This window comes from Thermoactinomyces sp. CICC 10523, assembly GCF_016055105.1.
Taxonomy (GTDB): domain Bacteria; phylum Bacillota; class Bacilli; order Thermoactinomycetales; family Thermoactinomycetaceae; genus Thermoactinomyces_A; species Thermoactinomyces_A daqus.
The window spans coordinates 114,786-141,424 of the sequence record NZ_JAECVX010000002.1 but is presented as its reverse complement, the minus strand read 5'-3'; the positions used below and the strand labels follow the sequence as shown (position 1 = coordinate 141,424).

Here is a 26,639-nt window from a genome sequence, read left to right as displayed (position 1 = left end):
ATTAAGCGGCATTAATGTCTCGGTTTTCATGAACACCTGCATTCCGGACATGTCCAATCCATCACCTGTTGCCAATTTTACAACGAATATTAGATAGATTCAAAAAAGGCGCAAAGCTCGCACCATAAGTGGAAAGCCCGGAAAACTTTGCGATAAATCGAACCATCCCGGGCTTTTTAGCTTGTATCCCTTATACGTTCTCCTTATTGGACAGGATGGCGGCAAAAGCAGTGCTTTCTCCCCAGCCGCTTAATGCACTCCTTGATTGAACTCATTGAGGCATTTTTGCAAAAGGGTGACTCCTTGGCTCATCACTGCCCCTCCACCGATGGCAGCCGCCACGCCAACCGCTTCCAATATTTCCTTTTCCGTGCATCCTTGATCGATGCACCCTTTGGAATGGTAAACCATGCAGTACTCATCCTGAGCATGGAGACTGATGGCCAATGCGATAAGATGCTTGTATTTCAGGGGAATTTCCCCCTCCTGAAAACAATGCGACGTAAATTCATTGTAAGCCCGTACAAGATCCGGCATCTTTCCCGCGAATTTGCCAAGCCCTTCCTTATAATGGATTAAATGCTGTTGAACCGAATCATGTTGAAATGTTGATTGGGCATCCATGATCTTCACTTCCTTCGCTTTGGTATCCTTATTTAATGTGAGAAATTAATCCTCTTTTTATCCTTTGAATTGGTCAGGACAGTACCGGACCATTATTCTTTTTCGGCATGGAAAACAAACTGTGCAAATACCAAAAAACCTGCCTTTTGTTATAAAACAATTATGAAATTACCAGGAACAGCGTTGTACATTCGCGCAATCCAGTCCCCGTTTGTTGGGGTATAATAAAAGAGAGAAGGAATAAACCAAATTTTTTCAATATTTTTTATGGCAGATTGGTAAAACAAAGAATCTTAATTAAATTTTGCGGGAGGTAGAGCGGATGGGCGCATATGTGGTGATTGATCCCGGCCACGGCGGTAAGGATAGCGGGGCCACAGGCTTTGGTTTAAATGAAAAAGACGTCGTTTTGGAACTATCAAAAAAAATCAATGACCATTTCGGAAAGTATCAGGATGTAACGGTATCTTTAACCAGGTGGGATGACCGTTTCATAGAATTGAACGAACGAGCGGATTTTGCCAATAAACGCAATTGTGATCTGTTTATCTCGATCCACAATAACTCAGCCAGTCCATCAGCCAATGGCTTTGAATCTTATATTCATCCGAACGCCTCCAGTTCAACAGTGCGTTACCAAGACGAGATCCATAAACATATCATGCAGTATCTGACCCAATATCAAATTCATGATCGAGGCAAAAAACAGGCCAATTTTGCTGTATTGAGAGAAACATCGATGCCCGCCATCCTGCTTGAAAACTTATTTATATCCAATCAAAGAGAAAACGAATTGCTCCGGGACTCCTCATTTTTGGATGGTTTAGCAAATGCCATTGTTGAGGGTGTCGCTTCAGTATTTCAATTGAGAAAAAAACCGGCGATGTACCGGATTACCGTGGATGGCCAAGCTGTTTATGATACAGCCTATGAATCCAAGATCGTTGATGCCGTATTGGAAGCAGTTCGCAAACATGCACAAGAGATCCAGTTGAAAAAGCTGTAAAAACCGGTGTTGGTGGCAATCAAAAAAAGCCGCCCGGAATCATTCTCATCCGGGTGGCTTTCTGCAATTCTTCTTGATTTCATGACGAAGGCAAAACCGGGGGCCGGATCCGGAAGATCACCAACATCGCGAAACAGAAGCAAACACTGTTCGGTTGCGCAGGATCCCGGCCGCAGATGGCACGCTTGCCGGCCTGTGAAGCAAACAGACTTTGTCAGCAAGCGATGGGCGTATTTCCCACAAGCGGAAAGAATCAAATCCCCTACTCTTTGTCAAGCAAAGAAGCTCCGGCGATTCCGGGATGCGTCATCTCATAGGGGTCCAGGATCAGATCCAATTCTTCTTCAGTTAAGACATCATATTTCAAGCATAATTCACGAACGGATTGGCCGGTAAGGATGGCCTCCCGTGCAATTCTTGCGGCAACTTCATAGCCTATATGGGGATTGACTGCGGTAATCACACCGACGCTGCTTTCCACATATTCCCTTAGCTTTTCCTCATTCGCTTCAATTCCCGCCAGGCAGTAATCAGTGAAAACACGGAAAGCATTATTCATGATCGTGATGGATTGAAGCAAGTTAAATACGAGAACAGGTTCCATGACGTTCAATTCAAGCTGACCGGCTTCAGAAGCCAGACAAATGGTATGGTCGTTGCCAATGACCTGAAATGCCACCTGATTGATGACTTCAGCCATCACCGGATTTACTTTGCCGGGCATGATGGATGAACCGGGCTGACGGGCCGGCAACCTGATCTCGGAAAATCCCGCACGAGGTCCGGAAGCCATCAACCGTAAATCATTCGCGATTTTGGACATGTTCATCATACATACTTTCAATGCCGCAGAAACTTCCGTATAGGCATCCGTATTCTGCGTGGCATCCACAAGATGTTCAGCACTTACCAATGGGAACCCGCTGATTTCAGAGAGATGTTTCACTACACTCCCGATATAGCGGGGATCGGCATTTAATCCTGTACCGACCGCAGTCGCCCCCATATTCACCTCATATAAATGTTGTCGTGACTGTTTAATTCGCTTGATGTCACGCTCCAGCATCCGGCTGTACGCTTCAAATTCTTGAACCAGACGGATGGGAACGGCATCTTGCAGATGGGTTCGCCCCATTTTTATGACATGGTCAAATTCTTTTGCCTTGGATTTCAACACACCATGCATAGATTCCATTGTATCAAGCAGTTTTTCCAGGAGACTCAGTGTTGCAATCCGAATGGCAGTGGCAAATGCATCGTTGGTGGATTGGGACATATTTACATGCGTGTTCGGGCTTAACATAAAATAATTCCCCTTTTGCTCGCCCAAAAGTTCGAGTCCCCGATTGGCAATCACTTCATTGGCATTCATGTTGATGGAGGTTCCGGCTCCCCCCTGAATCGGATCAACCACAAATTGATCATGCCACTTCCCGTCGATAATTTCTTGAGCCGCGGTGAGAATGACTTTTCCCAAGCGCGGATTGAGCCGGCCGATTTCCATATTGGCGAGGGCGGCAGCTTTTTTTACCATCGCAATGGCGCAAATCAAGGAGTGGTGCAGGTGATATCCGGTGATCGGAAAGTTTTCTTTTGCCCGCAATGTCTGAATGCCATAGTAGACATCGGCGGGAATTTTCTTTTCTCCGAGAAAATCTTTTTCCGTTCGATAAAGCTCTTGATCACTCATCCGCCTATCAACTCTCTTCTTCGTATTTAAGGGTTATGTCATTTGCAATCGGCGATTCCATCATCCGCTTCACCTCTTGCAAATCATTTGTCTGACCAAGAACCCACATCATTTTCGGAACAATGGCCTCGGTATTCATATCTCCGGAAAGAATAATTTTATTTTGAGCCGCTTTTCTGCCGACTTCATACAGGGTCAAATCTTCCCCTTCTTCCAGACATTGAGTGGTGATCACAACCGCAACCCCTGAAGCGATCAGCTCCTGCAATTTCGGAAGAAGGTTTCTGCCCTGAAAGGGGATTCCCCCGCTTCCGAAACTCTCAATAATAACACCCTTGTATAAATGCTTCAGATAATCAAAGAGCTCCGGTTTCGCACCAGGAACCAATTTCATCAAAAACACATCCGGACACAGTGAAGGATTAAACTGAAGTTTACCGTGCCTTGGCGGACGAACAGGATTGTTATAAGTCACTTTTGATCCGTTTATATAAGCGATATAAGGATGATTAATGCTCTCAAAAGCATCATAACTCTTGGTTCTCAATTTAACCGCCCTGGTTCCCTGGATAACCCTGCCGTCAAAAACAACAAAGATTCCCCCGATATCTTCACAGGCGAACCGGATCGCATCGGCAATATTTTTCTTGGCATCGGTTCGATTAAAACTGATCGGAACCTGGGAGCCGGTGACCACAATCGGTTTTGCCGCGTTTTGCAACATATAGGAAAGGGCTGCAGATGTATAGGCCATTGTATCCGTTCCATGGGTGATGACAAATCCGTCGTAGTGATCGTAATGATCAGCGACGGCCTCTGCTATTTTCACCCAGAACTCAGGTTGCATGTTGGTACTGTCAATATTCATCAAAAGTTTGCTTTCAATATGGTAATCCGGGTGTTCTTTCGGCAAGAATCCCAAAAGTTCTTCAGCTTTCATTCCGGGAGCCAGCCCTTCTTCCCCTTTCAGGGAGGCGATGGTTCCACCGGTGGCCAGCAACAGCAGTTTTTTCATATCCTCCACCCCGATCTAAAAGACAGCGTTCAGGCTCCATCCTTAAAACAGGCAAAGATAAACTTTTGAATCGCAGTCTATAATGTACGCTAAACGCGAACTCCAAGAGTAATTATAGGGAGAGTATCCGGGAAAATCAACAAAACTTTATTCATTTCGCGTACTTTTGTGGTATCTTAACAAAAGAAGAAAATTATAATGAGGTTCGATATAAGGGGGAAGGCCATGATTTTAAACAGAGTGATAGAATTGAGAAAGCGAAAAAAGTGGTCACTGCAATATACGGCCGACCAGCTGGGAATCGCCAAAAGCACCTATGCCGGATACGAATCAGGATATCGCCGTCCCTCATTGGAAGCGATCAAATTAATGGCTGATCTGTTTGAAACCTCGGTCGACTATCTGCTCGGCCGTGTAGATACAGAAACTTTTCATCCCGAGAAAGAAAACATACAGGAACTCGAACTCACCCAATTATCCGAAATCAAACTGACAGTAGACGGCAAACCCCTTTCGGACGGGGAAATAAACCAGTTAATTGCCTTTATCAGATCAAAGCGGGAAATCGAAGGCTTGCAGACTCCTGATGCGCAAACACAAAAAAATTGGTAAATCCCTCTGTCAAAGACGCATCTCCACCGCTAAGCAAGGGTTTTACTGCTCGCAAAAATCTAAATCGTTCGCTTTTGTCCGTCAATGATCCTTTCAAAAAATTCCGATGCAACGCAGCTGCATCCGCCCTGTTCAAGAAGCGGCGGTACAGGAACCCTTCCCGCGTATGTTCTCTGGAAATAAAAAAATGACTTGAGCCCAAAAAGGAGTCTCAAGTCATTTCGTGTTTATAACGGAAATCCAAGAGCGGTTTTACCGGAAAAACCCGGTGACCCCCCTGAAGGGGGGCATCACCAACCTACGCGGATAATCAAGCCTTTGGGATCATTTACTTCAAGATAGGAAGCTTGTCCGTTCACATCGTCGTAGGCAAAGCCGTAGGCGAGATGATCAATGCTGTGATCATGCCAAAATTTGGCGTAGTAGTTGGCCGGAGCTGCCTGATAATAGCGGCTGACATTGTTCCAGTCGCTTTCCGTGTAGACATGGCGGTTGATGGCAGCACAGGTTTGCGCATCGGAAGCAGCTCCGTCGCACCGTAAAATATCTTGTGTGGGTAAGTTGGAATAGCCGGCAAAGTAATTGGCATTGGGCCCGCCCGCTGCAAAGGAGCCGTGAATGGGGGCCACGATCCGGTAAGGAGATTGCACCGTAGCGAGCGACTTGAATTCAGAAGGAACTTCATTGACAAATTTTTCGAACAATCCTGAACGGGTTTCCGTTTCCAATTCGCCCACTGTCCGGTCATATGAGCCGGATTTGTTCACAAGGCGATGCTGAATGGGGAAGCCGAATCCATCCACCCGCGTTGTGTTTCCATGATATCCCGAATCATTGACGGTAAATTCGACAAAATCAAAATAAACATCACGGTTGGGATCAGTTGGATTGTTGATATCGGGACCGGCAAATCCGTTGTCATATGTTTTGATGTAGCAGGGGGAGCCAACACACAAGAACATTCTCCCGGAGGTGATTTTGGGAAGATTTATCCATTCTGCGTCACTGATTTTATGGTAAATGTTCGCATAATTGTTCCCATTTTTCGTCAAGTGACCGGGAGCATCATTCAAGGCAGTGGAAATAGGTTGCAGGTTGCCGTTTAAATCCAAGTAACTCCAACGGCCGGTGGATGGATCGATGCCCAGAACCCCCCAATAGATTTGGTCATCGGCATAAGCTCCGTTCGTTCCATTCATGACCTTGACGGACAGCACCCCGTTTCCGGTCGGGAACGGGATGGACGAGGCGGGAATCGAGTAGATGGAATTGGAGACAGCCGCGGTGGACTGCGGTATGGACGGGAATATTACCAGTGAAGTGATGATCGCACACAAAGCAACGATTTTTTTAACCATTCGCAAGACCTCCTGTCGGACATGGATTTAAGATGCATAACGAGGACGGCCGGGAAACTCTCAAATCCATAATGTTATTAGAAAAAAACGAACTTCCACACCCCCTTTCAGGTTGGAAAATTAAATTAATTAATAATATTATTTCATATAATTTTATTTATTTCAATAATTAATTTATGAATTTAACCCCAATTCAGTCTTTGTGCATTCATGAAGAGCTTAAACAAGCTGTCCTGACCCTACAGACAGCTTGTTTCCTTCCCGCACATCAAAAAAATGTTCAGGAAATCATTAAGGCATTTAAAGCGTCATTTGTTTATGTACAGGACATCCGGCACATTTTATTGAAAATTCACGATCATCCGGCCTTATTGATCTTCCCTGATGGGAAGCCATCCCGGAATTGCTGAAAAACCTTCCCACATGGGATCGGGAATGACCAATTTTTCTTTATCTTGAGCGGACAAGCTTTTACGAATTGCATTGACTCTCCCTTTTTGCACTTTTTGAACCCATTCAGGTTCGACAATCAGTGCACGGCCCAGCGCTACCAATGGAATCCCTTTTTCCAATGCTTGCAGGACCTCATCCGGATGCCAGACAGACCCCACGCCGATCAACGGGATCTTGTCACCAATGCGCTCATGGATACGAAGAAGCAAAGGTTCAGTTTCTTCTTTGTTGCGGATTGAACCTTTCCACAGTTCTCCGATCGAGAGGTGAATATAATCGAGATTTTCCTCTGCCAATTTATCAAGCAATTGAAAGGTATCTTCAATTGTAATCCCCGGCTCTTCCGCTTCCTCCGGTGAAATGCGATACCCGACAAGAAATGGATTTTTCGCATGTTTTTTTACCGTGTTTAAAACGGATTTCACGACGGCTAGCGGAAATCGCATTCTTTTTTCCAGCGTCCCTCCCCATTGATCTGTCCGTCGGTTTGAATACGGAGAAAAGAATTGTTGTATAAGGTACATATTGGCTCCATGAATTTCAACCCCGTCAAAACCCGCTTCAATCGCCCGACGTGTTGCTTCCCCGAAAGCTTTGATGACATTGTCAATTTCTTGTTCCGTCATTTCTCTGGGGGTAACGGTCCAATCCCTTGCTGCCCGAACAGCACTGGCACTTACCGGCGTTTCTCCTCCAATCGTCTGAGGTGAAACCATGCTCCCACCATGAAAAATTTGCAAGATCGCTTTGGAACCTTTACCTTGAATGGATTTGGCCACTTTTCTCAGGCTGGGAATCATTTTGTCAGAATCCGCACTGAAACCTCCGGCAACGGCTTTTCCTATTTTTTCGACATAAGCACAGGCAGTAATGAGCGCGCCCGCACCGCCTGAACGTTTTTCATAAAACGCAAGCTCGTCCTGTGTAACCATTCCGTTTTCAAATGCCGAAGCAGTTGTCAACGGAGCCATCAGAATACGATTGCGAATGGTAATTCCGGAGGGAAAAGTAAAGGGTTTGAAAATCGGCTCGTATTTTTTTATCAACTGTTAAACCTTCCTTTCACGAGTAACGGAGTACATCCCCTGAGCAAACAATAAAGGGTTCAATGTACCGAACATTGAACCCGCAGCCTGTTGACAAAGATCCAAAGCAGGGGTCCCAATGTATTTGATGCTTCTCTTTTCTCCGGCTTCTTCGCCGCAAAGGTCGCAGCTGAAAAGCACTCGTCCCCTCTGCTTAATGGTGTCATCCTCCCCGCGGGGAAGCAGGGAACTTCCCCACAGGGAATTGAGAAAACCGGCAAAGGATTGGCCTATTTTTGCACGAAGTCAAATTGCTCCCATGTACTGGCCGTCGGACGGTTTGCCACCAGTACCGAATCCAGATTCAGATCCGCACTCAGATACTCGTTATTTCCAATATTTTTAAGTGCCTTTTTTCCGTTTGCCTGGGTTTCCACCTGGAAAGTTTCCCATGGTCCGACCGTTTCTTTATCGGCGTAGACGGAGCCATCCGGCTTGACGGAAACGTATTTGTAATCGGTCGAGGACAACAGCGCCACTTTGCCATTCCCCAGATCTTTGACTTCAAACATTTCCCACACGCTGGCACTATCGCGGTTGGCGCGGAGCTTGTGGTCACCGACAAACTTGTCCACTGTCACGAACTTTCCGTTGGCAGCCGCTTTCAAAGCAATGAAGTTTTTCGCGGGAGCCGGCTCATAATCATTGTTTTGGCGCTGATAAACCCGGACATAATCAATTTTGTAATCTTGCGGGAAGATGGTGGTGTTATCCGGGGAACCAGGCCAATCCCCGCCCACGGCCAAATTCAGGATGATAAAGAAATTATGGTCAAAGACCCACTTGCGTCCATCGAGATCTTGCGGCGTCCTTACCTGATACAATTGGCCATCCACATACCATCTGATCACATTTGGTTCCCATTCCACCGTATACGTATGGAACTGGGTGCTGATCGTGTCGGACGTGTCATGATAGGCGCCGATTCCCGTCGACCCGAAGTAATTGGGTCCATGCAGGGTTCCATAAACCGTGGATGGGGTTTTTCCCACGTATTCCATAATGTCCAATTCCCCGCAATCGGGCCAGCCTGCCTGACTGTAATTGCTGCCCAGCATCCAAAAGGCCGGCCACATTCCCTGCCCCTTCGGAAGTTGCGCTCTCATTTCGATTTTGCCGTATTTGAAATCAAATTTGCCTGAAGTGTTCAGTCTTGAGGAAGTATAGTTAAAGGTCCGACCATTGTATACCTGGTTTTCCCGTTTGGCTTCAATAACCAAATATTTGTTTCCGCTGTTGTTAGGATCACTTTCAAAATGAACGTTATTCGGGGTATAGAGTTGGAGTTCGTTATTGGGTCCGGGGCCGATTTCAAAATTCCACTTGGAACTATCAACGCTGTTGCCGTTAAATTCATCTCCCCAGACTTGCACCCATGAGCCGGCCGCTTCCGTCTGCTTGGGTGAAGTTGTCATAAACCCGCATGACAAGGTGGTTACCAGGGACAGGAAACATATTCCTGCAGAGAATGCCTTCTTCAAGAACATGCGTATACCTCCTTTTATGCCGGAAAAAATCAGAAAACAAGAAACAGGGTATTCCGAAAAGCGACTTGGATGTCAAACAGACGCATTCCCAAGTGGAGAAGCCTTCTTTGAAGATTGCAATTTCAGGTTGAATCGCATAAATATTCAAACAATCGCATCTGATCAACTTTCCGCGGGCATACGCGCTGCCACCCGTAAAACGTCTCTGACAAACGGATCATCAAAGCCTTACGGAGCCACCGTTATGGTGAAAGACTCCCAAGCGCCACCAACCGAACTGCGATTGGCGATCAACTCCGGCGAAGACTGGTTCAGATCAGCACATACATACATATTGTTCGCCAAAGCCCTCAGGGCATAGGTATTGTCACCCAGAGGCTCCAATTTGAATTTCTCCCACTGTTGAACGATATCTGCTGATGCGATCAGTTTTCCCTGCTGATTCAAATCCGCTTTCACATATTTATGGTTGGCCATCGACAGGAGGGAAACGGTTCCGTCCGGATTGTTGATGATTTTGAATTCTTCCCATTCCTTTACGGCATCGCGATTGGCAATAAGCGGATTGTTCCCGTAATTATCGGCACTCACATATTTGCCGTTGGCAACCGCTTTGATACTGTACACGGTTTCCGGAACGGGAGGTGCGGTTGTGTATTTTTTAACGATATTTTGGAGCGTTGTGTTGGGAGTGAAATTGTCTGTGCTGAATTTTTTCCATTTTTCGATGATGGTGCTTTTGCTGTCAGTATCCAAATTGGGAGACGGGTTGTTGTTGTTGATATAATAACCCCAGTTTCCGCCGCCCTTCACTTTATAACTCCAGTTGGTCCAAGATGCATTGAGGGCATTTAACCTGGAAAGCCATTTTTCATACAAATCGTTTTGACCGAATGAAAATTCACCGGCATATAAAGGTATGTTCCATTTGGCTTGGTAATTGGCCAGATCGGTCAGCCATCTCTCTATTTCAGAATTGGTCAAATTCCAGTCATCATAATTTGTAAAGTTATAATGATGTGTCTCGTAAACGACGTTGGTCCATCCATAGGTGGACGGCGGATAAGCCGCATACCAATCGAAGAAAGCCGCAATAATGAGAATGTGGTCCGGGTCGACCGCACGAACTGCTTGATAGAGCCGATTATAGAACTGCATCTTTTGCTGGATCTGGCTGGAGTTTTCTCCCTCCCCCATCGTGACCAGCGGTTCATTCAACAAGTCGTAAGCAGCTACAGTCGGATTTCCTTTATAATGCGCAGCCAGTCGCTGCCAAATTTGAACGGTCCAATCCTGGAAGGTGGCGTTCTTCCACAATTGATTGTAATTTTCGCGACCGCAGGATTGCCACGGACAATCGGCGCCGGGTGTACCATGAAGGTCCAGGATGACATAAATTCCGCGGCTTCCGGCTTCAGAAACAAGCCAGTCCAATTTTCTGAATGTGATGCTGTCCGGTTTCATCGTACCGTCCGTATTCATGAAATCTTCCCAATACATCGGTACGCGAACCACATTCATGCCCAAATTCTTGATATTGTCAAGGTCGCTCGCCTGAATCCAGGTGTCGTGGTATGCGTTCAGCAGCTCTTGCGTATCCGCCTCTCCGAAACGGCTAATCAGTTTGCGCCGCAAGGTGTACTCGTCAACCGCTCCTGCTGGCGACATCCAGTCTTCCCGCAACAGCCAACCTCCAAGGTTCGTCCCCCGCAAGTTGACTATGTCACCGGTACCGGAGTGATTCCGGATTACTTTCCCGCTGGCTTTCAGAAAGTCATCGGAATCAATTGCCGCGTTAGCCTTCGGGATTAAAGGCACTCCCATAAACGTCCCAATCAATATCGCCAGGCAAAGAATGCCCAATAGTGTTTTTTTCAACATTTTTCTCCCTCCCTTGTATAAGCTGGGCTGATGCTCTTTCCCATCGTCAATCTTTACCATGTGACGGTATAGCTTACTTTTTGATCACCAAACTGAATCGCATTTGGAACCGCTTGGGGATTGTTCTCATAGTCGAAAAAGATGTCAACCCAATATTGGGATTTTTGGGAAGCGAGATCCCCTCGCCCGGTTCTGTCCTGGTTTGACATGGAAATGGCGCTTCACTTTTACAATGACATCGGTTGAATCGAGCTGAATGAGTTGGGTGGGAATTAAAAACGCTTGATCCGTCTTTTCCGTGGAAGGTATTTCTTTTGTGATAAGGCCGTCGTGCATTGTGATGGCAAACGTTTGTTCAGAGGATAGATCTGCAAAGATGAAATTCCAATTTTTCCTTCTACCTTCAGACCCGGCTTTTTGCTTCTCGCCGTCATCCACGCTGGACATGACGAGGAGCTCCGCATGACGATCCCATGCTCTTGCCTTTTTCCGGGCAATTTGGTAAGCCTCTTTCAAGGAACACAACCCGTCCGTTGCACAAGGGTTCACTGACTTCTCCGCTTTCAGTTTTTGGCTGTACAGAAAACCGGCGGGAAGAACGGTCAGCGCCATTGCCGCCAACAGAATTCGTTTAACGCAACGCAATGCCCCCTCCTTTTATTTGTCTAGACAACAGGATATTAGAATATTATCAATTATTATTATTTCAGTCAATATAAAATTATAAAAATTATAAATGTTAAATTCTGTGATTAATTACGAATCAAATTAATAAATGGTATTTGACCATTGACATCGGTCGTGCTTTATCATATTATTTGTTTGCGCAAACAAATATGCAGGAAGTGATGGTACATGATCGAGAACCTTTTAAATAGATGCCTCTACTTTACGACTCAAAGCCTGGCTCGCGAGATCAGAAAGATGGCGGAGGAAACTTTTGCTCCGATCGGCTTGTCCCCGACATACGCTTTTATCGTCCTTGTGGTGATTGAACAACCCGGTATTACCTCAACTGATCTGGGAAAAATATTACATGTCTCTCCTTCGACCGTCACGCGCTTTGTCGATAAATTGATTTTAAAAGGCCTGGTCGAGAGAAAAACGGGAGGGAAACTGTCGAAACTGTACCCTACCGAAGCCGGGGTGCAATTTCAAAGCAAAATTCAAGAATGCTGGGATGAGCTGCATAAAAGATATTCAGAAGTTCTCGGAAAAGAAACAGGCGATCTGCTGAGCAGTCAAATTGTGGAGGCAATGCGCAAATTAACCGAGTAAGATTTTTAATCACATATTTGTTTGTACAAACAATAAAAGATAGAAGGAGGAGACATAGATGAAAACGCTGGTGATCGTTGTTCACCCGAACATCGAATCCTCGCGAATCAATAAAAGATGGAAAGAAGCGGTTTTGAATGAACCGGGCATAACCGTTCACGATCTCTATGAAAAATACCGCAATCAACCCATTGATGTGGAATTTGAACAGCAATTACTCCTCGCCCACGATCGTATCGTGTTCCAGTTTCCGTTGTATTGGTACAGCAGTCCCCCGCTCTTAAAACAGTGGTTTGATGAAGTGCTTGCCTATGGCTGGGCTTACGGCCCCGGCGGAACCAAATTGAACGGTAAAGAATGGGTATTGGCCATTTCCGCCGGTGCACCTGAACATGCTTATCAAGCCGGAGGTTCCAATGCATTTTCAATGAGTGAACTGACCAGACCGTTCCAGGCATCTGCCAATTTTGTAGGCATGACCTTCCTGCCTTCCTTTGTCCAATATGACGCAAACAGAATCACTGACGAAGAAATTGCCCAAAGCGCAATCCGCTATGTACAGCATATTACCAATGTCGAATTAAACCCAAAGGCTCGCCTTCGCAACTAATAAAAATACTGAAGGAAAGCCCGGAGATTAAGCTTACCAATCGAGCCCTCACCAGAGGGCTCTTTTCAACCAAATCATCTCAATAATCTCAATGATTTCACTCAACCGCCGATCCTTTTCTTCCTCCGTTTGCTTTGCGGCAACAATATGAATGGTCGTATTCCCGATCCGGTAAGTTCTGTCAAAGCCCGTTTCCCTCTCCCTCACATGGATCACCTCGGTAAATGGTATGCAAGAATGGCAAAGGGACAGCCATATAAATTAGAACAGAAAGGGAGGGAATCGCATGGATCGGGTTTGCATGTATCTTCGCAAGAGTCGCGCCGACTTGGAAGCCGAAGCCCGCGGAGAAGGGGAAACACTGGCGAAGCATAAAAAAACGCTGCTCCAGATCGCCGAGCAAAAAAGCCTGAACATCGTGAAGATCCGGCAGGAAATCGTATCCGGAGAAAGCTTGATCCATCGGCCCGAAATGATGGAACTTCTCAGAGAAGTGGAAAGCGGCTGCTACGATGCCGTTCTCGTCATGGACATGGACCGGTTGGGGCGCGGCAACATGCGTGAGCAAGGGATTATCTTGGAAACCTTCCAAAAGTCCGGGACAAAAATCATCACCCCCCGGAAAATATACGATCTTCAGGATGAATTTGATGAAGAATACAGTGAATTCGAAGCATTCATGGCCCGCAAGGAATTGAAAATCATTACCCGCCGGCTTCAGAATGGCCGGATCCGCTCTGTTCAGGACGGAAACTATGTGGGTACCCGGCCGCCGTATGGATATCAAATCAAAGAGGATCACTCCGGACGCTACCTTATACCAGATTCGGAGCAAGCCCCCATTGTCAGGCAAATTTTTAATTGGTATACCGAAGATAGGCTGGGAACCGTAAATATTGCCAAACGACTGAATGAGATGGGCATTCCTTCTTACAACAAGACAAAGTGGAACTCAAACGGTGTTCTCAATATCATTCGAAATTCAGTTTACATTGGGAGAATTCAATGGAGAAAAATGGAGAGAAGAAAAACACCGGATCAGAGCGGTCGCAAATACCGGAAACGACCATATACCGAATGGATCGATGTGGAAGGAAAACATGAACCGATCGTTTCTATCGAAACTTTTAACAAAGCCCAGGAAATCCGGACCAAAAGAAGAAATTCACCCTATCATTATTCATTTAAAAATCCTTTGGCCGGTCTTGTAATTTGCGATCAATGCGGCGGTACGATGCTGTTGAAGTATTCGCGTTATAAGGTGGCTCATCTCATCTGCGACAATAAGAAAAGAGGAGGCGGTTGCAATAACAAAAGCAGCCGGCTCGATTATGTTGAATCCCGCCTGTTGGAGGCATTGTATGACTGGTTAAAGGCGTACAAGATCGAATTGAACCTGAACGAGGAATCTGCAAACCACGAAACGACGGCTTATGAACTGGCGATTCAAAACCTGTCACTGCAGCAAAGAAAACTGGAAACGCAAAAAAGCAACTTGCATGACTTATTGGAACAAGGCGTATATGATGTGCAGACATACATCGAGCGGTCAAACAGCATTGCTAAGCGATTGAAAGAAATCCGCGAAAAAATCCGGGAAAACAAAATGAAATTGGAAATGGAAAAGAAAAGGGAAAATGCAAAACAAAACGTTATTCCAAAAATCACTCATCTCCTGGATACGTATCATCATGTGGATGACCCGAAAGAAAAAAACATCTTGCTGAAAAGCGTCGTCGATCATTGCCTGTATCACAAGGAGAAGCATCAAAAAAACGATGAATTTACACTGATCGTTTATCCCAAACTGTAGTACCCATCGTACATACGTCAATAAACTCACGAAAGATGCAACGCCCGAGCAATTGCGGGAGGCGGGATTGGGAGAGCATTTTGTCGATCACGGCTATTCGCTTTTTTACCACAATGCGGCCGGCACCCCTTGGACAGCCACCTATATCCAGGCCAAAGGCGATCCGATCGCCGATTTGTACGAAGATATTGCGGCCGAGGAAAAGGCGCGGGCCACTTATCAGTGGTTGATCGACATCTCGGATGATCCGGATATCAACGACGCTCTCAAGTTTTTACGGGAACGCGAAGTGGTTCACTCGCAACGTTTTCGCGAAGCAGTAGAGCTGATTAAGGAGTATCAGGGGCAGAAAAAGTTTTTTTAGGTTCCTGTGCACACAGGTTCAAAAGAAATCCCCATCCGTTATGTGGATGGGGATTTGTTGTGTTCTGATTTCATCGTGCAAAATCATCCGGTCCGCCAATTCATTTTTGGCCAACTGACATTAAAGGCGATTGCTTTCATTCATCACAGGTCAGTATTAGCAGTCATGATATCATAATATTCAGTAAATAAACAAGTTACGGCATTCCCTTGATTTGCCCTTCCATTCATCCTATAATAAAAAGGTAACAACGAAATGCAAAAACAATAAAAACCCAATATACATTATAATATATAAAATCTGCTGTGTCAAGGCTAAAAAGGTTAGAGAAAGGAAAGAAAAAATGGACAAACACGAGCAAGAATTGAGAGCCGAACAAAAACGTGTCCGCCATGTTGCAGAGAAAGCCGGACAGCGCCTCCGGCTTCTGAAAAAACAAATGGATCAGGTTAAGTCCAATGTGGTGGAAATCCGTAAAGGTTTTTGGGATGATGTGCGGGTTAACTTCGACGACCCGGAGGAAGCATTGGAAACAGCAACAGCCATCAAGCAGCAAGCTGAAGTGCTGGGACAAAGAGAGCGGTCGCACCAGCATATGCAAAAGGAACTGGATAAGCTGAAGCGGCTATGTTACTCCCCCTATTTCGGGCGCATCGATTTCCGCGAAGATGGAGAAAACGAAACCGATCGTGTATACATCGGCATCGGGTCGTTCCAAGACGAGAACAACCGTTTTCTCGTCTATGACTGGCGTGCCCCGATTTCCAGCCTTTATTACGATTTTTCCCCCGGGCCTGCCCAATATGAAACACCCGGAGGCATCCTGAAAGGCACGATGGAACTCAAGCGACAGTTCCTCATCCGGGACGGGGAGATCAAAGCGATGTTCGACACCGGTGTCATCATCGGAGATGAGCTTTTACAGGAAGTGCTGGGCAAGCAAGCCGATCATCAGATGAAAAGCATCGTCGCCACAATCCAGAAAGAACAAAACCGCATCATCCGAAATGAACGGAGCCGGCTCCTGATTGTTCAAGGTGCGGCGGGAAGCGGAAAAACTTCGACTGCCTTGCAACGGGTTGCTTATCTCCTGTATCGGTATCGTGATCACTTGCGTCCGGAACAGATCGTCCTGTTCTCCCCCAATCCCCTGTTCAACAGTTATGTTTCTACGGTTCTCCCCGAACTGGGTGAAGAAAACATGGCACAAACCACATTTCCGGAACTGCTGGAGAAGCGTCTGGGGCATTCGTTCCGTCTGGAAACCCCGTTCGAACTGATGGAATACATCCTGACCAAGGAAGGCGAGCCCGGCTATGCCGCCCGGATGGCAGGGATTCGCTTCAAGTCATCGCTCCAGTTTATGGAATTGATTGACCGCTATGTTTCCCATCTCGGCCAAACCGATCTGCTGTTCCGGGATGTGAAATTACGCGGCGAAATCATTATTCCCAAAACGAAGATCAACGAGCATTTCACCTCACTGGATCCGAAGCTGCCCATTCCCAACCGGTTGCAGTTGGTAGCGGAACAGCTGCTCGCCGCATTGGCGGAAAAGGCGAAAGAGGAACGGCACAAACCCTGGGTGAAAGAAGAAATCAACTACATGAGCCAGGAGGAATACCAAAAAGCCTATAACCGTTTGCAACAGGCCAAACGTTACAGCGAAGATACGTTTGATGACTTTCAGCGCGAAGAGGAACTGTTGTCCACCCGGGTGGTCGACCAACATTTCAAACCCTTGCGCAAATCGATCAAACAACTGCAGTTCGTTCGCTTCCTTGATATTTACAGACAGTTATTCACAGACCCGGAATATGTCCGCTGCTTTTGGCCCGACTTTCAGCCCCCGCGGCACTGGACGGAGATTTGCCGGCAAACGTCCAGTCGATTGCAGAAGCGAACCCTGGCTTACGAAGATCAAACCCCTTTTCTCTATCTCAGGGAACAATTGTCAGGGTTTCATGTCAACCGCTCCGTCAAACATCTCTTTATCGATGAAGCGCAAGACTATTCCCCGTTTCAATTCGCCTATTTGAAAAAACTGTTTCCCCTGAGCAAAATGACCATACTCAGGGATTTGAAACAGGCCATCTTTTCTCACACTGACAGTGAACTGGAAACTTTCCAAAGTTTAACTTCCCTGTCGGACGGGGAGGAAATCGAGACCATTGTGCTGAACCGGACCTACAGATCAACAAGGCCGATCGTGGAATTCACCCGGGCGATGATTCCCGGAGGCGAGGCCATCGTTCCTTTCAATCGGGCCGGAAAAAAACCGACAGTCACCCAACTGGCTGACAAGGCTGCGCTTCGGGAAGCGGTCCGAACACAAATCCGGGAACTGCTGTTGGCACAGCATCAGACTATCGCTGTCATCGGAAAAACAGCCGCCGAATGCCAAGAGATTTATCAGTCGCTCAAACCGCACTTTGACATCCAACTCATCCGTGAGGAAACTGCCGCCTTCAAGCCCGGAATCATCGTCATCCCCTCCTATTTGGCCAAAGGGATCGAATTCGATGCGGTCATCATCTGGAACGCTTCCGAACAACAATATCATGCCGAAAGCGTGCGAAAACTTTTTTACACCGCGTGCACTCGGGCCATGCATGAACTGCATCTTTTCACACCCGGCAAGCCCAGCCCCTTTATCCTCGATGCGTCGCCGGAAACTTATGATCTGCGCATTAAGGCATAAAAAAGCAGGCTCCCTTGCTTCAAAGAGGAGCCTGCTTTTCCACAACACTCTTTTCTTATTATGTAAATACATGTTAAAATAAAATATCCAATTGCATATTTCAACCTGCGATGGAATGGTTCGTCGCTTTTTTTATCCTCTTAAACCAACTATCTTGATCGGAAAGGGTGAGAAAATATGTCAATGCCGCAAACTTCCCTAAAATCAGCACCATCCATCCACTCGCGCCTGCCCGGACTGAAAGCTCCGCTCGTTTGGATTGCGATCCTTGCCTTTATTGTCTTGGGAGCTTTCGTGTACAGGTACGGCTGGCAAAAGGAATTATTATTCATCATCGGCGTTTTGCTCGGTGTTGCGCTCTACCACGCGCGGTTCGGTTTTACTTCCGCTTTCCGCGAACTATTATCCGTCGGACAAGGGCAGGGATTGCGCGCACATATGCTTATGCTGGCGATCGCCAGCGTATTGTTCGCTGTCATTTTCTCGACCGGCACGACCCTGACCGGAGCAGCTCCGCAAGGAAATGTGGAACCGATCGGAATCAGCCTCGTTTTCGGTTCATTTTTATTCGGAATCGGAATGCAATTGGGCGGGGCATGTGCCTCCGGCTGCCTTTATCGTGTCAGCGGCGGGACTCCGTCTTTCATTTTAACCTTGATCGGTTTCATTGCCGGTTCGGTTTGGGCGGCTTATCACTGGCAGTTCTGGTCCAAAGACCTGCCCTCTCTTCCGCCCGTCTCGCTGGCAACATCCACAGGTCTGGGTTACGGAGGAGCCGCTCTTCTGCAACTGATTCTGTTTGCTGGCATCGTCCTCTTCACCTATTGGATTGCCAAAAGGAAAAATCCGCCGCCCCGTAAACCGGTGCCAACCGCTCAGGGCTGGAAACGAATTATCCGCGGATCATGGCCGCTCTGGGTTTCAGCCATCGTGCTGGCTGTTTTGAACGCACTTACCTTGTTCATCAGCGGCCAACCCTGGGGCATTACCTCCGCGTTCGCTCTATGGGGTTCCAAAATCCTGCAATCCTTCGGTGTGGACGTCTCTTCCTGGGTTTACTGGTCCGGTGCCAAAGCAAAGGCGCTGCAAAGCCCGATTCTGGCGGATAAAACATCCCTGATGGACTTCGGCATTATCATCGGCGCCTTTTTTGCTGCAGCGGCAAGCGGTACGTTCAAAGTGCAAAAAATCCCGTTCAAAATCCATCTCGCTTCGCTGATCGGCGGGATCATGATGGGCTATGGAGCACGACTCGCCTACGGGTGCAATATCGGCTCCTATTTCAGCGGCATCGCCTCTTTCAGTCTGCACGGATGGATTTGGGCCATTTTTGCTCTTCTAGGAACCTATGCCGGCCTGAAACTGCGTCCTCTGTTCGGATTAAAAAACCCGAAACAGAGCGATTCATTTTGCTGAAACGAAATACAATGATACAAACCCCAGGCTTGCATACCGCAACGGCCTGGGGTTTTTTCTTCATGTTGAAGACAGAAAACCTTTCTTTTTATCGTTTATCTATTTCAATTTAATCCAAGTTTCATTTTTAGCTCACGGCGCTTTTTGTTCAATTGTTTCAATTCTTCATAAAGGTCGTATTGCGCCAAAAATTCGTGACGTTCTTTCGCCAATAAATATTCTTGCTTAACGGAACAGAGCCGTTCTTCCAGTGCTTTTAACTGCTCTAACATAACGAAGCACCTCAATTCTTTTAAATTGATATCAAAATGCTCGTTCGGAGAATAGTTACCCTGATAGATTTCAATCTAAACCCAAAAAAATTGTCCCAACGCGCAAAAATATTTGCTGAAAAATTGTAAAACGGCGAATCTGAGTCAAAAAACTGACAAAAACTGGAGCATACTTCCTTTTATCAACATTGACCCGCGTCGAATTTTTGATAAAATGAAGGAAGTCTACCTTGAGCATCTCCTGGCGGCCGATCAGACAATCAACTATTGGCAGAATCACAGGGCGAAAGGAGTTTTTTCTGTGTCTGTTAATCCTCAATACATGCCATCTTTTTTGGAAGAATTTCGGTCGATGAAACTGGAAATGATGATCCGTGATCTCCATAAGTTAACCCACGAGGAGCTCATGCGAATTCAAAAGGAAATTGACCAATTACTCCATTCCGATAAAGAGTAGGATGAGCCGCGATGAGTCAACCGACAGAAAAGCTCTTAATCCAAACCTACAAACATATCAACGAATCCCGGAATCTGATTGAACAATTGATCAATCAACTCGGACAGCAGCAACAATTTATCCATCATTTACCTGACGACATTCAGCATCTTATTCATGTCGCCATGGAACTATCACCGGATCAGCGAAAGACGTTGCGACGTTTCCTGGAATCTTTGAAATTTGATTAACCCCAGCCCTTTCAAATTGTATTGAAAGGAACTGGGGTTTTCATTTATTCCTGCGGCTTCTCAAGCTGAAACATTTTTCTGGCCAATACGGAAGCGCGAAAATAGCGGTACATTTTGGCGGCATCGACCGAAGCGAACAAACCGGTTCCGGGAATGATTTCCTCATTTCTCTTTATTCGTATGTAATCATGTTTTTGCAAACGCTTAAGTATCTTCAAGCACTGCTCGCGATCTCCCACATAATCCCGAAACAAACAGGTGAGTTGCTCTATATTTACCCAGTAAGTCCGTTTTTCCCGTTTCAAATCAGGGTCCAGTTGCGGATAGACCAGCAATCCCCATAAAATTACAATCGCCGCACGATCCCTTAATCCCCATGCGCGGTGAGGAGGTTCTTCCCGGGCTTGAGCCGCTTTTGGAACGGCAATTCGCGTCATTAAAAGGGAACTCATTTCTTTAACCGAAATTCGGTTCAATGATAACTCCCCTTTCTGCTATTTCCTATCAAAAATATCCAATTTTTGATCTTAATAAGGGTTATAGTCAAAAATACGCTTTTTCATACACACTCCCCAGAAAATGATTTAATATATAATTTCATGATCATATCATTAAATTTTCTTATTCTAACGCTTTAATGTGACCTTTTTCGTTGTAAATATCATCAAATAAAAAAGTTTTTAAGAGGGATAGTGGAAAAGATTATGTCTTTTCTGTTATATTTATAAGTAAAGATTTTCAGGATAATTATGTTTAAGAAAGGAGTTTCTATCGAATGATTTTTGAAACAAAAAAAGGAAAATATACAAAAGAAGAAAATGAAACGATCATTCGTGCGCTGAATGAAGGGCTGAAGGAAGGAAAACGAGAACGTGAAATCCTTAAAGAATTATCGATTCAATTAAAACGAGGATATTCGGGAATCATGTCGCATGCGCGTAAGCTGAGATCAGAATACCCGGAGCGTTTCCATTCTTATGAAGATTCAGGGGAAAGTGGCAACCGGTTGAACAGTTGGAATGAGGAAGAGGAAGAAATCGTGATCAACACGGTAAATACATTTTTGGAAGAAGGCAAATCCCTCTCAGCGGCGATCATGGAATTGGAAAAAAAACTTTCCCGAACCCAGGGGGCCATCTATCAACGCATCTACACACTGCGCCGCAAACATCCGGAGCGGTTTAAGCACTTACCTGCCGAGCGCCCTCGCCGCCGCCGCAAATTCAATGAATGGGGCTCACAGCATCCCATGATCCGTTCTCTTGATGAAGCGTATCCAATCCATCCGAAAGAACTGGCATCGACCGCGGAAAACCAGCTGGCAGCGGCAATCGATCATTTACATAACTACGGTTCGACGCCCGACTCCTCCCTTTCATCCGGCAAAAGGGAACAGCCCAGCACATCTACATTGGAGGAAGAGATGCTGTTAAAAGCATTTGAGGAACGCTATGGCCGCCCGAGCGGGGAAGCGAGAAGCAAACTGATCGAGCTGATGAGAAAGTTTGGCTGCACCCGCGTTTCCATCGCCATTTTCACCTTGGCGGAAGATAAGGCATTTCCGGCGCATATCATTGAATTTTTGGAGCGCAGGCTGCATCATCACAAGTTTATCTGACAAAAAACACGAACCCGATCGGTCCGTGCATCAGAGAGGCTCTTTTAAGCGTACCGGAATACTGGCATTAATGATGGTAGTACGCTCTTTTGACTGTGGAATCACTTCGACATGTCCGACAACATCATAACCGAAGTCATCGCACAATTCAATCAGCCGGGCTCGAAACTGCTTCAGTTTTTTTTCGTCGATATCGGAACGTTGATAGCTGAGTACCAATGACAAACGGTCATCGGCGGTTACGGCGGTAGGTTCTTCTTTCTCACGATTAAACATATTTAAAAAGGCCACCTGATTCACCCCTGTCCAAGTTTAGGCGATGTGGAACAAACGCTTGATTCTTGTGATCAACGTAGTAGAATCCAATTCCAAAAACGGTACGTCTTCACCGGTCAGTCTGCGCGAAATATTGCTGAATGCTTTTCCAGCCAACGATTTGCTGTCAAGAATGACTGGTTCTCCCGTATTGGAGGAGCGAATAATTCGCTTATCTTCCGGAACCACTCCCAGAAGATTAATTGCCAGGTGGCTTTGCACTCTCTCAACGCTCAACATATCTCCGTCACGCACCATGCCCGGCTGGACACGATTCACGATCAAGTCGATCATTTTGACATTGGCTGATTCGAGGAGACCAATCACCCGATCCGAATCGCGGACAGACGGAATTTCCGGATTGACGACCAGGATGGCGCGATCAGCCGCGGCAATCGCGTTGCGAAACCCTCCTTCGATCCCGGCGGGGGAATCGATCAATATGTAATCAAATTCATTGCGGAGCTCATCGACGACAGCCTTCACCTGCGAAGGTGTCACCTCTTCTTTGTATCGCGTCTGTGCCGCCGGGAGCAGGGCAAGATCCGGATATTCCTTGTGCCGAACCAGAGATTGCCTTAATTTGCTGACTCCTTCGATCACATCGACCAAATCGTAAACGATGCGGTTTTCCAGGCCCAGCATCAGATCCAGCTTGCGAAGCCCGATATCGGTATCGACCAGGCAGACTTTGTAGCCAAGCTGAGCCAAGCCCAATCCGAGGGAAGCAACCGTGGTCGACTTGCCAACCCCACCTTTTCCACTTGTCACTGTAATTGCCACTGACATGCGGTTCATGCTCGATACCCCTTTCCTAACCCTCTTTTTGTTCTTATGTGTAAACGAGATGAAATCGGTGTTTCTCCTTTTTTTCGTGATATAATCCCCAGTCATTTTTCCGTGAAATCGTGTTGCAACGGGTTATGGAACCTCACTGACCTCCCGGTTTTCCAAATGGTCGGCCGGCAGAGTCCTCACGCCTTCCCGAATCTGCTATGTCTTTTTCGCCGAGTTGTGCCAAAAAACATAAATATTCAGGGTTGACCTTCCCAAAACCCGCGGTTTTCAACAAGTTTCACCATTATTGTAGCAAAACCGCAAGAATAAAAAAAGTAAGAAATCAGCTTTTTACCAACTTTATCCTAAAAAGCTGATTTCTTACCGTTTGGCAGAGTCATTTTGGATCGATTTTTGCGCAAAAAGCTCCAGTTCCTTCGAAAGCAAACGCCAAACTAAGAGGGCTGCCGTCATATCATCCAGGTAGCCAGCAACGGGAATCCAGTCTGCAACCACATCCGTCGGCAAAATAAAATACAAAAGGGCCGCACCCACCAGTCCCTTTTTCGTTTTGCTCACATGCGGATCCCGAAAATATTGATACATCACCTTCAGCTTCTCGATCAACGCTTCAATGCCACCGGCGCGCTCCACTTTTTGATTAAACTGATCCAGGACCGTCCGTTCCCCTTCATCGGTTAACGAACGCTGTTTTAATTTCTTGAGGGTTTGGACGATCTTCCGGTTCTTTCCCTGCAATCAATCCGCCTCCTTTGCTCAATAAAACCTCTCGTTGCAATGGTTGCAAAAAGTGGCCTCATCGGATACCTGATGGGCGCAAAACGGGCAAAGAAAGACAACCGCAGGGATTTTCCGTTCATCGGCGCTCGGCTGAATCGGAGAAACAGGCCCGAGCAAGATCGTTTCCTCATGAGGCCGTACAGCTTCAGGCCGTACAGCTTCCACTTCCGTTTCGGCGATCACCAGGTTCACTTTCTCTGCCTGTCTGCGCGGAACGATATCAGCCTTTTTCACTTCTTCCAGTTCTTTTTGCAGTTCAAAAAGCTGCTCTTGCTGACTGCGGATTCCCTGAAGCGAAAGATGAATCGACTCGTTCAGTCTCAGTTCCCCCGTCTTTTCCCAGTGTGTATACACTTCCCAGCCCAGCTTTTGAACCTGTCGTTCAATGTCTTCTTTTTTCCCTTTGATACGCAGAGCTAACCGGCTGATTTCAATCATTTTTTGCGATTTTTGGCCGGCGGTTTCCACACCTTTTTCCAGCTTTTGTTTCAAATCCTGTAAAAAACTCAAACGAATCGCTCCTTATCCAGACATCCCTGATGTCTATTTTAAGGACTCTTCGGCTGGCCCACAAGCAAAAATCAGGTGAACACTTCTTCAAGCTGACGACTTCATTAAATTTTTCTTCGACAGCGACGTTTTTTCTTTAAATCCGTGCTTGAGCCATAGCGCATTTAACAGCAGGAGAATTCCCGTCAGCAGGAAAGTGGCTGGAATACCGATCGGCCCCGACAAAATCCCGTAGGTGACCGGACCGAGCATATTTCCAAGGGCTACCGCACTCTGGTAGAATCCGTACGCGGTGCTTACCTTCTCTTCCGGAGCATTTTTGCGGATCAAGGTATTGAGAGAAGGGAGCAATCCTCCGACGAACAGCCCCAACAGGAAGCGCAGGAGCAGCAATTCCCACACATTCTGTACGAACATATGCGGAATAAAGATAATCCCCGCACCGATCAGAGCGACAAACAAAACCCGTTCTGAACCGAACCTGTCGCCGAATTTGCCCAGGAATGGGGAGGACAGCATATTGGCAAATCCGGTCATCGCCGTCACCAAACCGGCAAAGAAGGAAATATAGCCTCCCGGAACCTTCAGCTTTTCAACGAACAAAGACATGAGCGGCGACGGACCGATCATGGCAAATTGCAACAGCATCCCAACAGAAAACAAAATCAGCAGCGGTTGCTGCCGCAAAATGAAGGCTCCGTCTTTAAAGAAGCTTTCATTTTTCTGTTTCGGACTTGCCTGGAACTCTTCTTTCACCTGGAAGAGAACCACAAAGCTGGCAATGGCCAGGACTGCCGAAGTCAGGAAGAAAATATCGCGGTAACCGATCAATTCTGCCAACAGGCCGCCGATAAACGGCCCCAGGATTGAACCGGCCACTTGCCCGGCCTGCATCATCCCCAATACGTAGCCCACTTTTTCTTTCGGTGTATTGGTGGCCATCAGAGATATCGAGGCCGGAATAAAGCCCGAAATCATCCCGTTGAGCATGCGCAGGAAAAAGAGCTGGATGGGTGAGGTGGCCAATCCCAGCAAAAAGATGGTCACCGCCATCCCAAACCCCGAGCGGAGAATCATCGGCTTGCGCCCGTAACGGTCAGCCAGACTCCCCCAGATCGGCGCGACAATAAATTGGGATAAAAAGTTGACTCCAAAAATGAAGCCCGCCCAAAGCTGAACGGTCTTCGGATCCTTTAGCCCCATTTGCTGCAGATAAAGCGGCAAAAAGGGCATAATCATGGAAATGGCACTCATCACGAGAAACTGCGACACCATCAAAATATATAGGTTTCTTTTCCACCAGGCCATGGAACCTTCATCTCCTCAAGTCACTATTATATATTTCGGTGAACGAAATATCAAAAGAAAAAAAAACTGCCTTTGGAGTTGGCAGTTATCAACAAATTTATCAGGCCTTTACGAATGAACCGGCCTGCTGAACTCAAGCGAAATGTTCATGCGCTGTGACGGTTCCACGCGTTTAACAAACGGCAGTTTCTCGATCCGGCGGATCACTTGGTCTGACGTCTTTCCGTCCACATAAAGATAAACATATTTTAATCGTTTGGAGATATAATGAATATTTCCCAGGCGTCCCAACGAACGAGCTGCTTTTAAATCTTTTACCCAAACAGCTAAACCTAATCTTTCCACAATATCCATTGATTTTGTAGCTCCTTTTCTAAAAACATGTCCGAAAGGGCGCTTACACGTTGGTTTGGGGTAACAGGCGAAAAATTCACCCAATATTATCGTACCATTCCGGAAAACGGAATTCAATCAACAGACCACCAAAATTAGAATGGACAGGTGAACAGGAGCGGCCATTTACCGGCCGCATGCGCGCCGCAGTTTCTTTACACCCGGTTCGGGATCATTGCCCGGAACCTTGATCGACGGGGAGACTGAGCGGGCGATCGTCAGGGAAACCGCGTGGAGCAATTGATCCAATCGTTCTTCCGCTTCGAAACAGTCGCGAACAACGGGGTACTGGCGCAGTTTCTTCTGGTAAGAAAGCGCCGCCTCCTTAGCTTCATGATAATTGGGATGAAAAATGCCAAAGCGCTGTGCTTCTTCGTATCGGTCTTTCAGTTTCTGAAACTCCCTGATCATTTTTTGCGCTTCCGGATCCTCTTCCATCCTCTTTTTGCATTCCAGGTAATGCTGCACTTCTTGGGAATTATTTATCTGATCTGCCAAACGATAGGCTGCCAGCAATATTTCCGTCATGTCCAGTGTATTCATCATCGATTCCCTCCACCTTTAT

General features: G+C 46.5%; 28 protein-coding genes and 1 pseudogene. 11 read left to right on the top strand and 18 right to left on the bottom strand.

From position 1 onward, the window contains the following. Positions 1-249: 249 nt before the first annotated feature. Positions 250-624, bottom strand: a complete 375-nt coding sequence (locus I8U19_RS03645; protein WP_198055214.1) for a carboxymuconolactone decarboxylase family protein — start codon at positions 622-624, stop codon at positions 250-252. Positions 625-958: 334 nt separating this feature from the next. On the opposite strand from I8U19_RS03645, the gene I8U19_RS03640 reads away from it, so the two are divergent. Then, positions 959-1,630 carry an N-acetylmuramoyl-L-alanine amidase family protein gene (locus I8U19_RS03640; RefSeq protein WP_198055213.1) on the top strand — a complete coding sequence of 224 codons (672 nt, stop codon included), beginning with the start codon at positions 959-961 and terminating at the stop codon, positions 1,628-1,630. Between the two features lie 262 nt (positions 1,631-1,892). Here I8U19_RS03640 and aspA read toward each other — a convergent pair whose 3' ends face one another. Together aspA and I8U19_RS03630 are read right to left on the bottom strand one after the other, a co-directional pair. Beyond that, positions 1,893-3,320, bottom strand: a complete 1,428-nt coding sequence (gene aspA / locus I8U19_RS03635) for an aspartate ammonia-lyase (RefSeq protein ID WP_198055212.1) — start codon at positions 3,318-3,320, stop codon at positions 1,893-1,895. A gap of 7 nt (positions 3,321-3,327) precedes the next feature. Continuing rightward, complete coding sequence (locus I8U19_RS03630) at positions 3,328-4,335, bottom strand: asparaginase (protein ID WP_198055211.1); 1,008 nt, start codon at positions 4,333-4,335, stop codon at positions 3,328-3,330. A gap of 225 nt (positions 4,336-4,560) precedes the next feature. Here I8U19_RS03630 and I8U19_RS03625 point away from each other — a divergent pair, with 225 nt between their 5' ends. Further along, positions 4,561-4,947, top strand: coding sequence for a helix-turn-helix domain-containing protein (locus I8U19_RS03625; protein ID WP_052154183.1), 387 nt, complete (start codon positions 4,561-4,563; stop codon positions 4,945-4,947). 290 nt (positions 4,948-5,237) lie between these two features. Here I8U19_RS03625 and I8U19_RS03620 read toward each other — a convergent pair whose 3' ends face one another. From I8U19_RS03620 to I8U19_RS03600, 5 genes are all read right to left on the bottom strand, one after another. Next, complete coding sequence (locus tag I8U19_RS03620; protein ID WP_198055210.1) at positions 5,238-6,305, bottom strand: glycoside hydrolase family 64 protein; 1,068 nt, start codon at positions 6,303-6,305, stop codon at positions 5,238-5,240. A gap of 368 nt (positions 6,306-6,673) precedes the next feature. Continuing rightward, on the bottom strand, positions 6,674-7,804 hold the full coding sequence (locus I8U19_RS03615; RefSeq protein ID WP_033101007.1) for an NADH-dependent flavin oxidoreductase: 1,131 nt from the start codon (positions 7,802-7,804) through the stop codon (positions 6,674-6,676). A gap of 269 nt (positions 7,805-8,073) precedes the next feature. Then, positions 8,074-9,330 (bottom strand): family 16 glycosylhydrolase, encoded by a 1,257-nt coding sequence (locus tag I8U19_RS03610; RefSeq protein WP_033101006.1) that lies wholly within the window; start codon positions 9,328-9,330, stop codon positions 8,074-8,076. Positions 9,331-9,558: 228 nt separating this feature from the next. Then, positions 9,559-11,211, bottom strand: coding sequence for a cellulase family glycosylhydrolase (locus I8U19_RS03605; RefSeq protein ID WP_033101005.1), 1,653 nt, complete (start codon positions 11,209-11,211; stop codon positions 9,559-9,561). 144 nt (positions 11,212-11,355) lie between these two features. Further along, entirely contained in the window at positions 11,356-11,856 is a 501-nt protein-coding gene (locus I8U19_RS03600; RefSeq protein ID WP_033101004.1) for a hypothetical protein, read from the bottom strand. Between the two features lie 210 nt (positions 11,857-12,066). Between I8U19_RS03600 and I8U19_RS03595 the strand changes: the two genes are divergently transcribed. Both I8U19_RS03595 and I8U19_RS03590 read left to right on the top strand, forming a co-directional pair. Then, the gene (locus I8U19_RS03595) at positions 12,067-12,489 is read left to right on the top strand and encodes a MarR family winged helix-turn-helix transcriptional regulator (protein ID WP_033101003.1); all 423 of its coding nucleotides are present in this window, start codon (positions 12,067-12,069) and stop codon (positions 12,487-12,489) included. Between the two features lie 58 nt (positions 12,490-12,547). After that, entirely contained in the window at positions 12,548-13,099 is a 552-nt protein-coding gene (locus tag I8U19_RS03590; protein ID WP_033101002.1) for an NAD(P)H-dependent oxidoreductase, read from the top strand. A gap of 48 nt (positions 13,100-13,147) precedes the next feature. On the opposite strand, the gene I8U19_RS03585 is transcribed toward I8U19_RS03590, so the two are convergent. After that, positions 13,148-13,306 (bottom strand): hypothetical protein, encoded by a 159-nt coding sequence (locus I8U19_RS03585; RefSeq protein ID WP_160173847.1) that lies wholly within the window; start codon positions 13,304-13,306, stop codon positions 13,148-13,150. A gap of 79 nt (positions 13,307-13,385) precedes the next feature. Here I8U19_RS03585 and I8U19_RS03580 point away from each other — a divergent pair, with 79 nt between their 5' ends. The 4 genes and pseudogenes from I8U19_RS03580 to I8U19_RS03565 all read left to right on the top strand — a co-directional run bounded on the left by I8U19_RS03580 (position 13,386) and on the right by I8U19_RS03565 (position 19,393). Continuing rightward, positions 13,386-14,912 (top strand): recombinase family protein, encoded by a 1,527-nt coding sequence (locus I8U19_RS03580; protein ID WP_198055209.1) that lies wholly within the window; start codon positions 13,386-13,388, stop codon positions 14,910-14,912. A 10-nt stretch (positions 14,913-14,922) separates the two neighbouring features. Continuing rightward, a pseudogene (locus I8U19_RS03575) lies at positions 14,923-15,276 on the top strand (manganese catalase family protein); the annotation flags it as partial. Between the two features lie 343 nt (positions 15,277-15,619). Next, a complete protein-coding gene (gene helD, locus I8U19_RS03570) occupies positions 15,620-17,977 on the top strand; it encodes an RNA polymerase recycling motor HelD (RefSeq protein WP_198055208.1) in 2,358 nt (785 codons plus the stop codon). A 177-nt stretch (positions 17,978-18,154) separates the two neighbouring features. Then, positions 18,155-19,393, top strand: coding sequence for a YeeE/YedE family protein (locus tag I8U19_RS03565; RefSeq protein WP_370589194.1), 1,239 nt, complete (start codon positions 18,155-18,157; stop codon positions 19,391-19,393). Positions 19,394-19,497: 104 nt separating this feature from the next. On the opposite strand, the gene I8U19_RS03560 is transcribed toward I8U19_RS03565, so the two are convergent. After that, entirely contained in the window at positions 19,498-19,665 is a 168-nt protein-coding gene (locus I8U19_RS03560; protein WP_160173846.1) for a hypothetical protein, read from the bottom strand. Positions 19,666-19,966: 301 nt separating this feature from the next. Between I8U19_RS03560 and I8U19_RS03555 the strand changes: the two genes are divergently transcribed. Next, entirely contained in the window at positions 19,967-20,122 is a 156-nt protein-coding gene (locus I8U19_RS03555) for a hypothetical protein (protein WP_160173845.1), read from the top strand. 11 nt (positions 20,123-20,133) lie between these two features. Further along, positions 20,134-20,352, top strand: coding sequence for a hypothetical protein (locus tag I8U19_RS03550; RefSeq protein WP_033100999.1), 219 nt, complete (start codon positions 20,134-20,136; stop codon positions 20,350-20,352). Positions 20,353-20,396: 44 nt separating this feature from the next. Here the strand turns inward: I8U19_RS03550 and I8U19_RS03545 are convergent, their stop codons facing one another. Next, positions 20,397-20,828, bottom strand: a complete 432-nt coding sequence (locus tag I8U19_RS03545) for a hypothetical protein (protein ID WP_033100998.1) — start codon at positions 20,826-20,828, stop codon at positions 20,397-20,399. Positions 20,829-21,127: 299 nt separating this feature from the next. Here I8U19_RS03545 and I8U19_RS03540 point away from each other — a divergent pair, with 299 nt between their 5' ends. Then, positions 21,128-21,970, top strand: a complete 843-nt coding sequence (locus I8U19_RS03540; protein WP_198055207.1) for a hypothetical protein — start codon at positions 21,128-21,130, stop codon at positions 21,968-21,970. Between the two features lie 30 nt (positions 21,971-22,000). Here the strand turns inward: I8U19_RS03540 and I8U19_RS03535 are convergent, their stop codons facing one another. From I8U19_RS03535 to I8U19_RS03505, 7 genes are all read right to left on the bottom strand, one after another. Next, positions 22,001-22,261, bottom strand: coding sequence for a hypothetical protein (locus I8U19_RS03535; RefSeq protein ID WP_198055206.1), 261 nt, complete (start codon positions 22,259-22,261; stop codon positions 22,001-22,003). A gap of 21 nt (positions 22,262-22,282) precedes the next feature. Next, positions 22,283-23,074, bottom strand: coding sequence for a septum site-determining protein MinD (gene minD / locus I8U19_RS03530; protein ID WP_033101156.1), 792 nt, complete (start codon positions 23,072-23,074; stop codon positions 22,283-22,285). A 369-nt stretch (positions 23,075-23,443) separates the two neighbouring features. Beyond that, complete coding sequence (locus I8U19_RS03525; RefSeq protein ID WP_052154182.1) at positions 23,444-23,821, bottom strand: YkvA family protein; 378 nt, start codon at positions 23,819-23,821, stop codon at positions 23,444-23,446. An 18-nt stretch (positions 23,822-23,839) separates the two neighbouring features. After that, a complete protein-coding gene (locus I8U19_RS03520) occupies positions 23,840-24,373 on the bottom strand; it encodes a zinc ribbon domain-containing protein (RefSeq protein ID WP_033100995.1) in 534 nt (177 codons plus the stop codon). 87 nt (positions 24,374-24,460) lie between these two features. Next, positions 24,461-25,681, bottom strand: coding sequence for an MFS transporter (locus tag I8U19_RS03515; protein WP_198055205.1), 1,221 nt, complete (start codon positions 25,679-25,681; stop codon positions 24,461-24,463). Positions 25,682-25,789: 108 nt separating this feature from the next. After that, complete coding sequence (locus tag I8U19_RS03510) at positions 25,790-26,035, bottom strand: YlbG family protein (RefSeq protein WP_033100993.1); 246 nt, start codon at positions 26,033-26,035, stop codon at positions 25,790-25,792. A gap of 165 nt (positions 26,036-26,200) precedes the next feature. Further along, positions 26,201-26,617, bottom strand: coding sequence for a YlbF/YmcA family competence regulator (locus I8U19_RS03505; RefSeq protein ID WP_232330819.1), 417 nt, complete (start codon positions 26,615-26,617; stop codon positions 26,201-26,203). Positions 26,618-26,639: the final 22 nt, after the last annotated feature.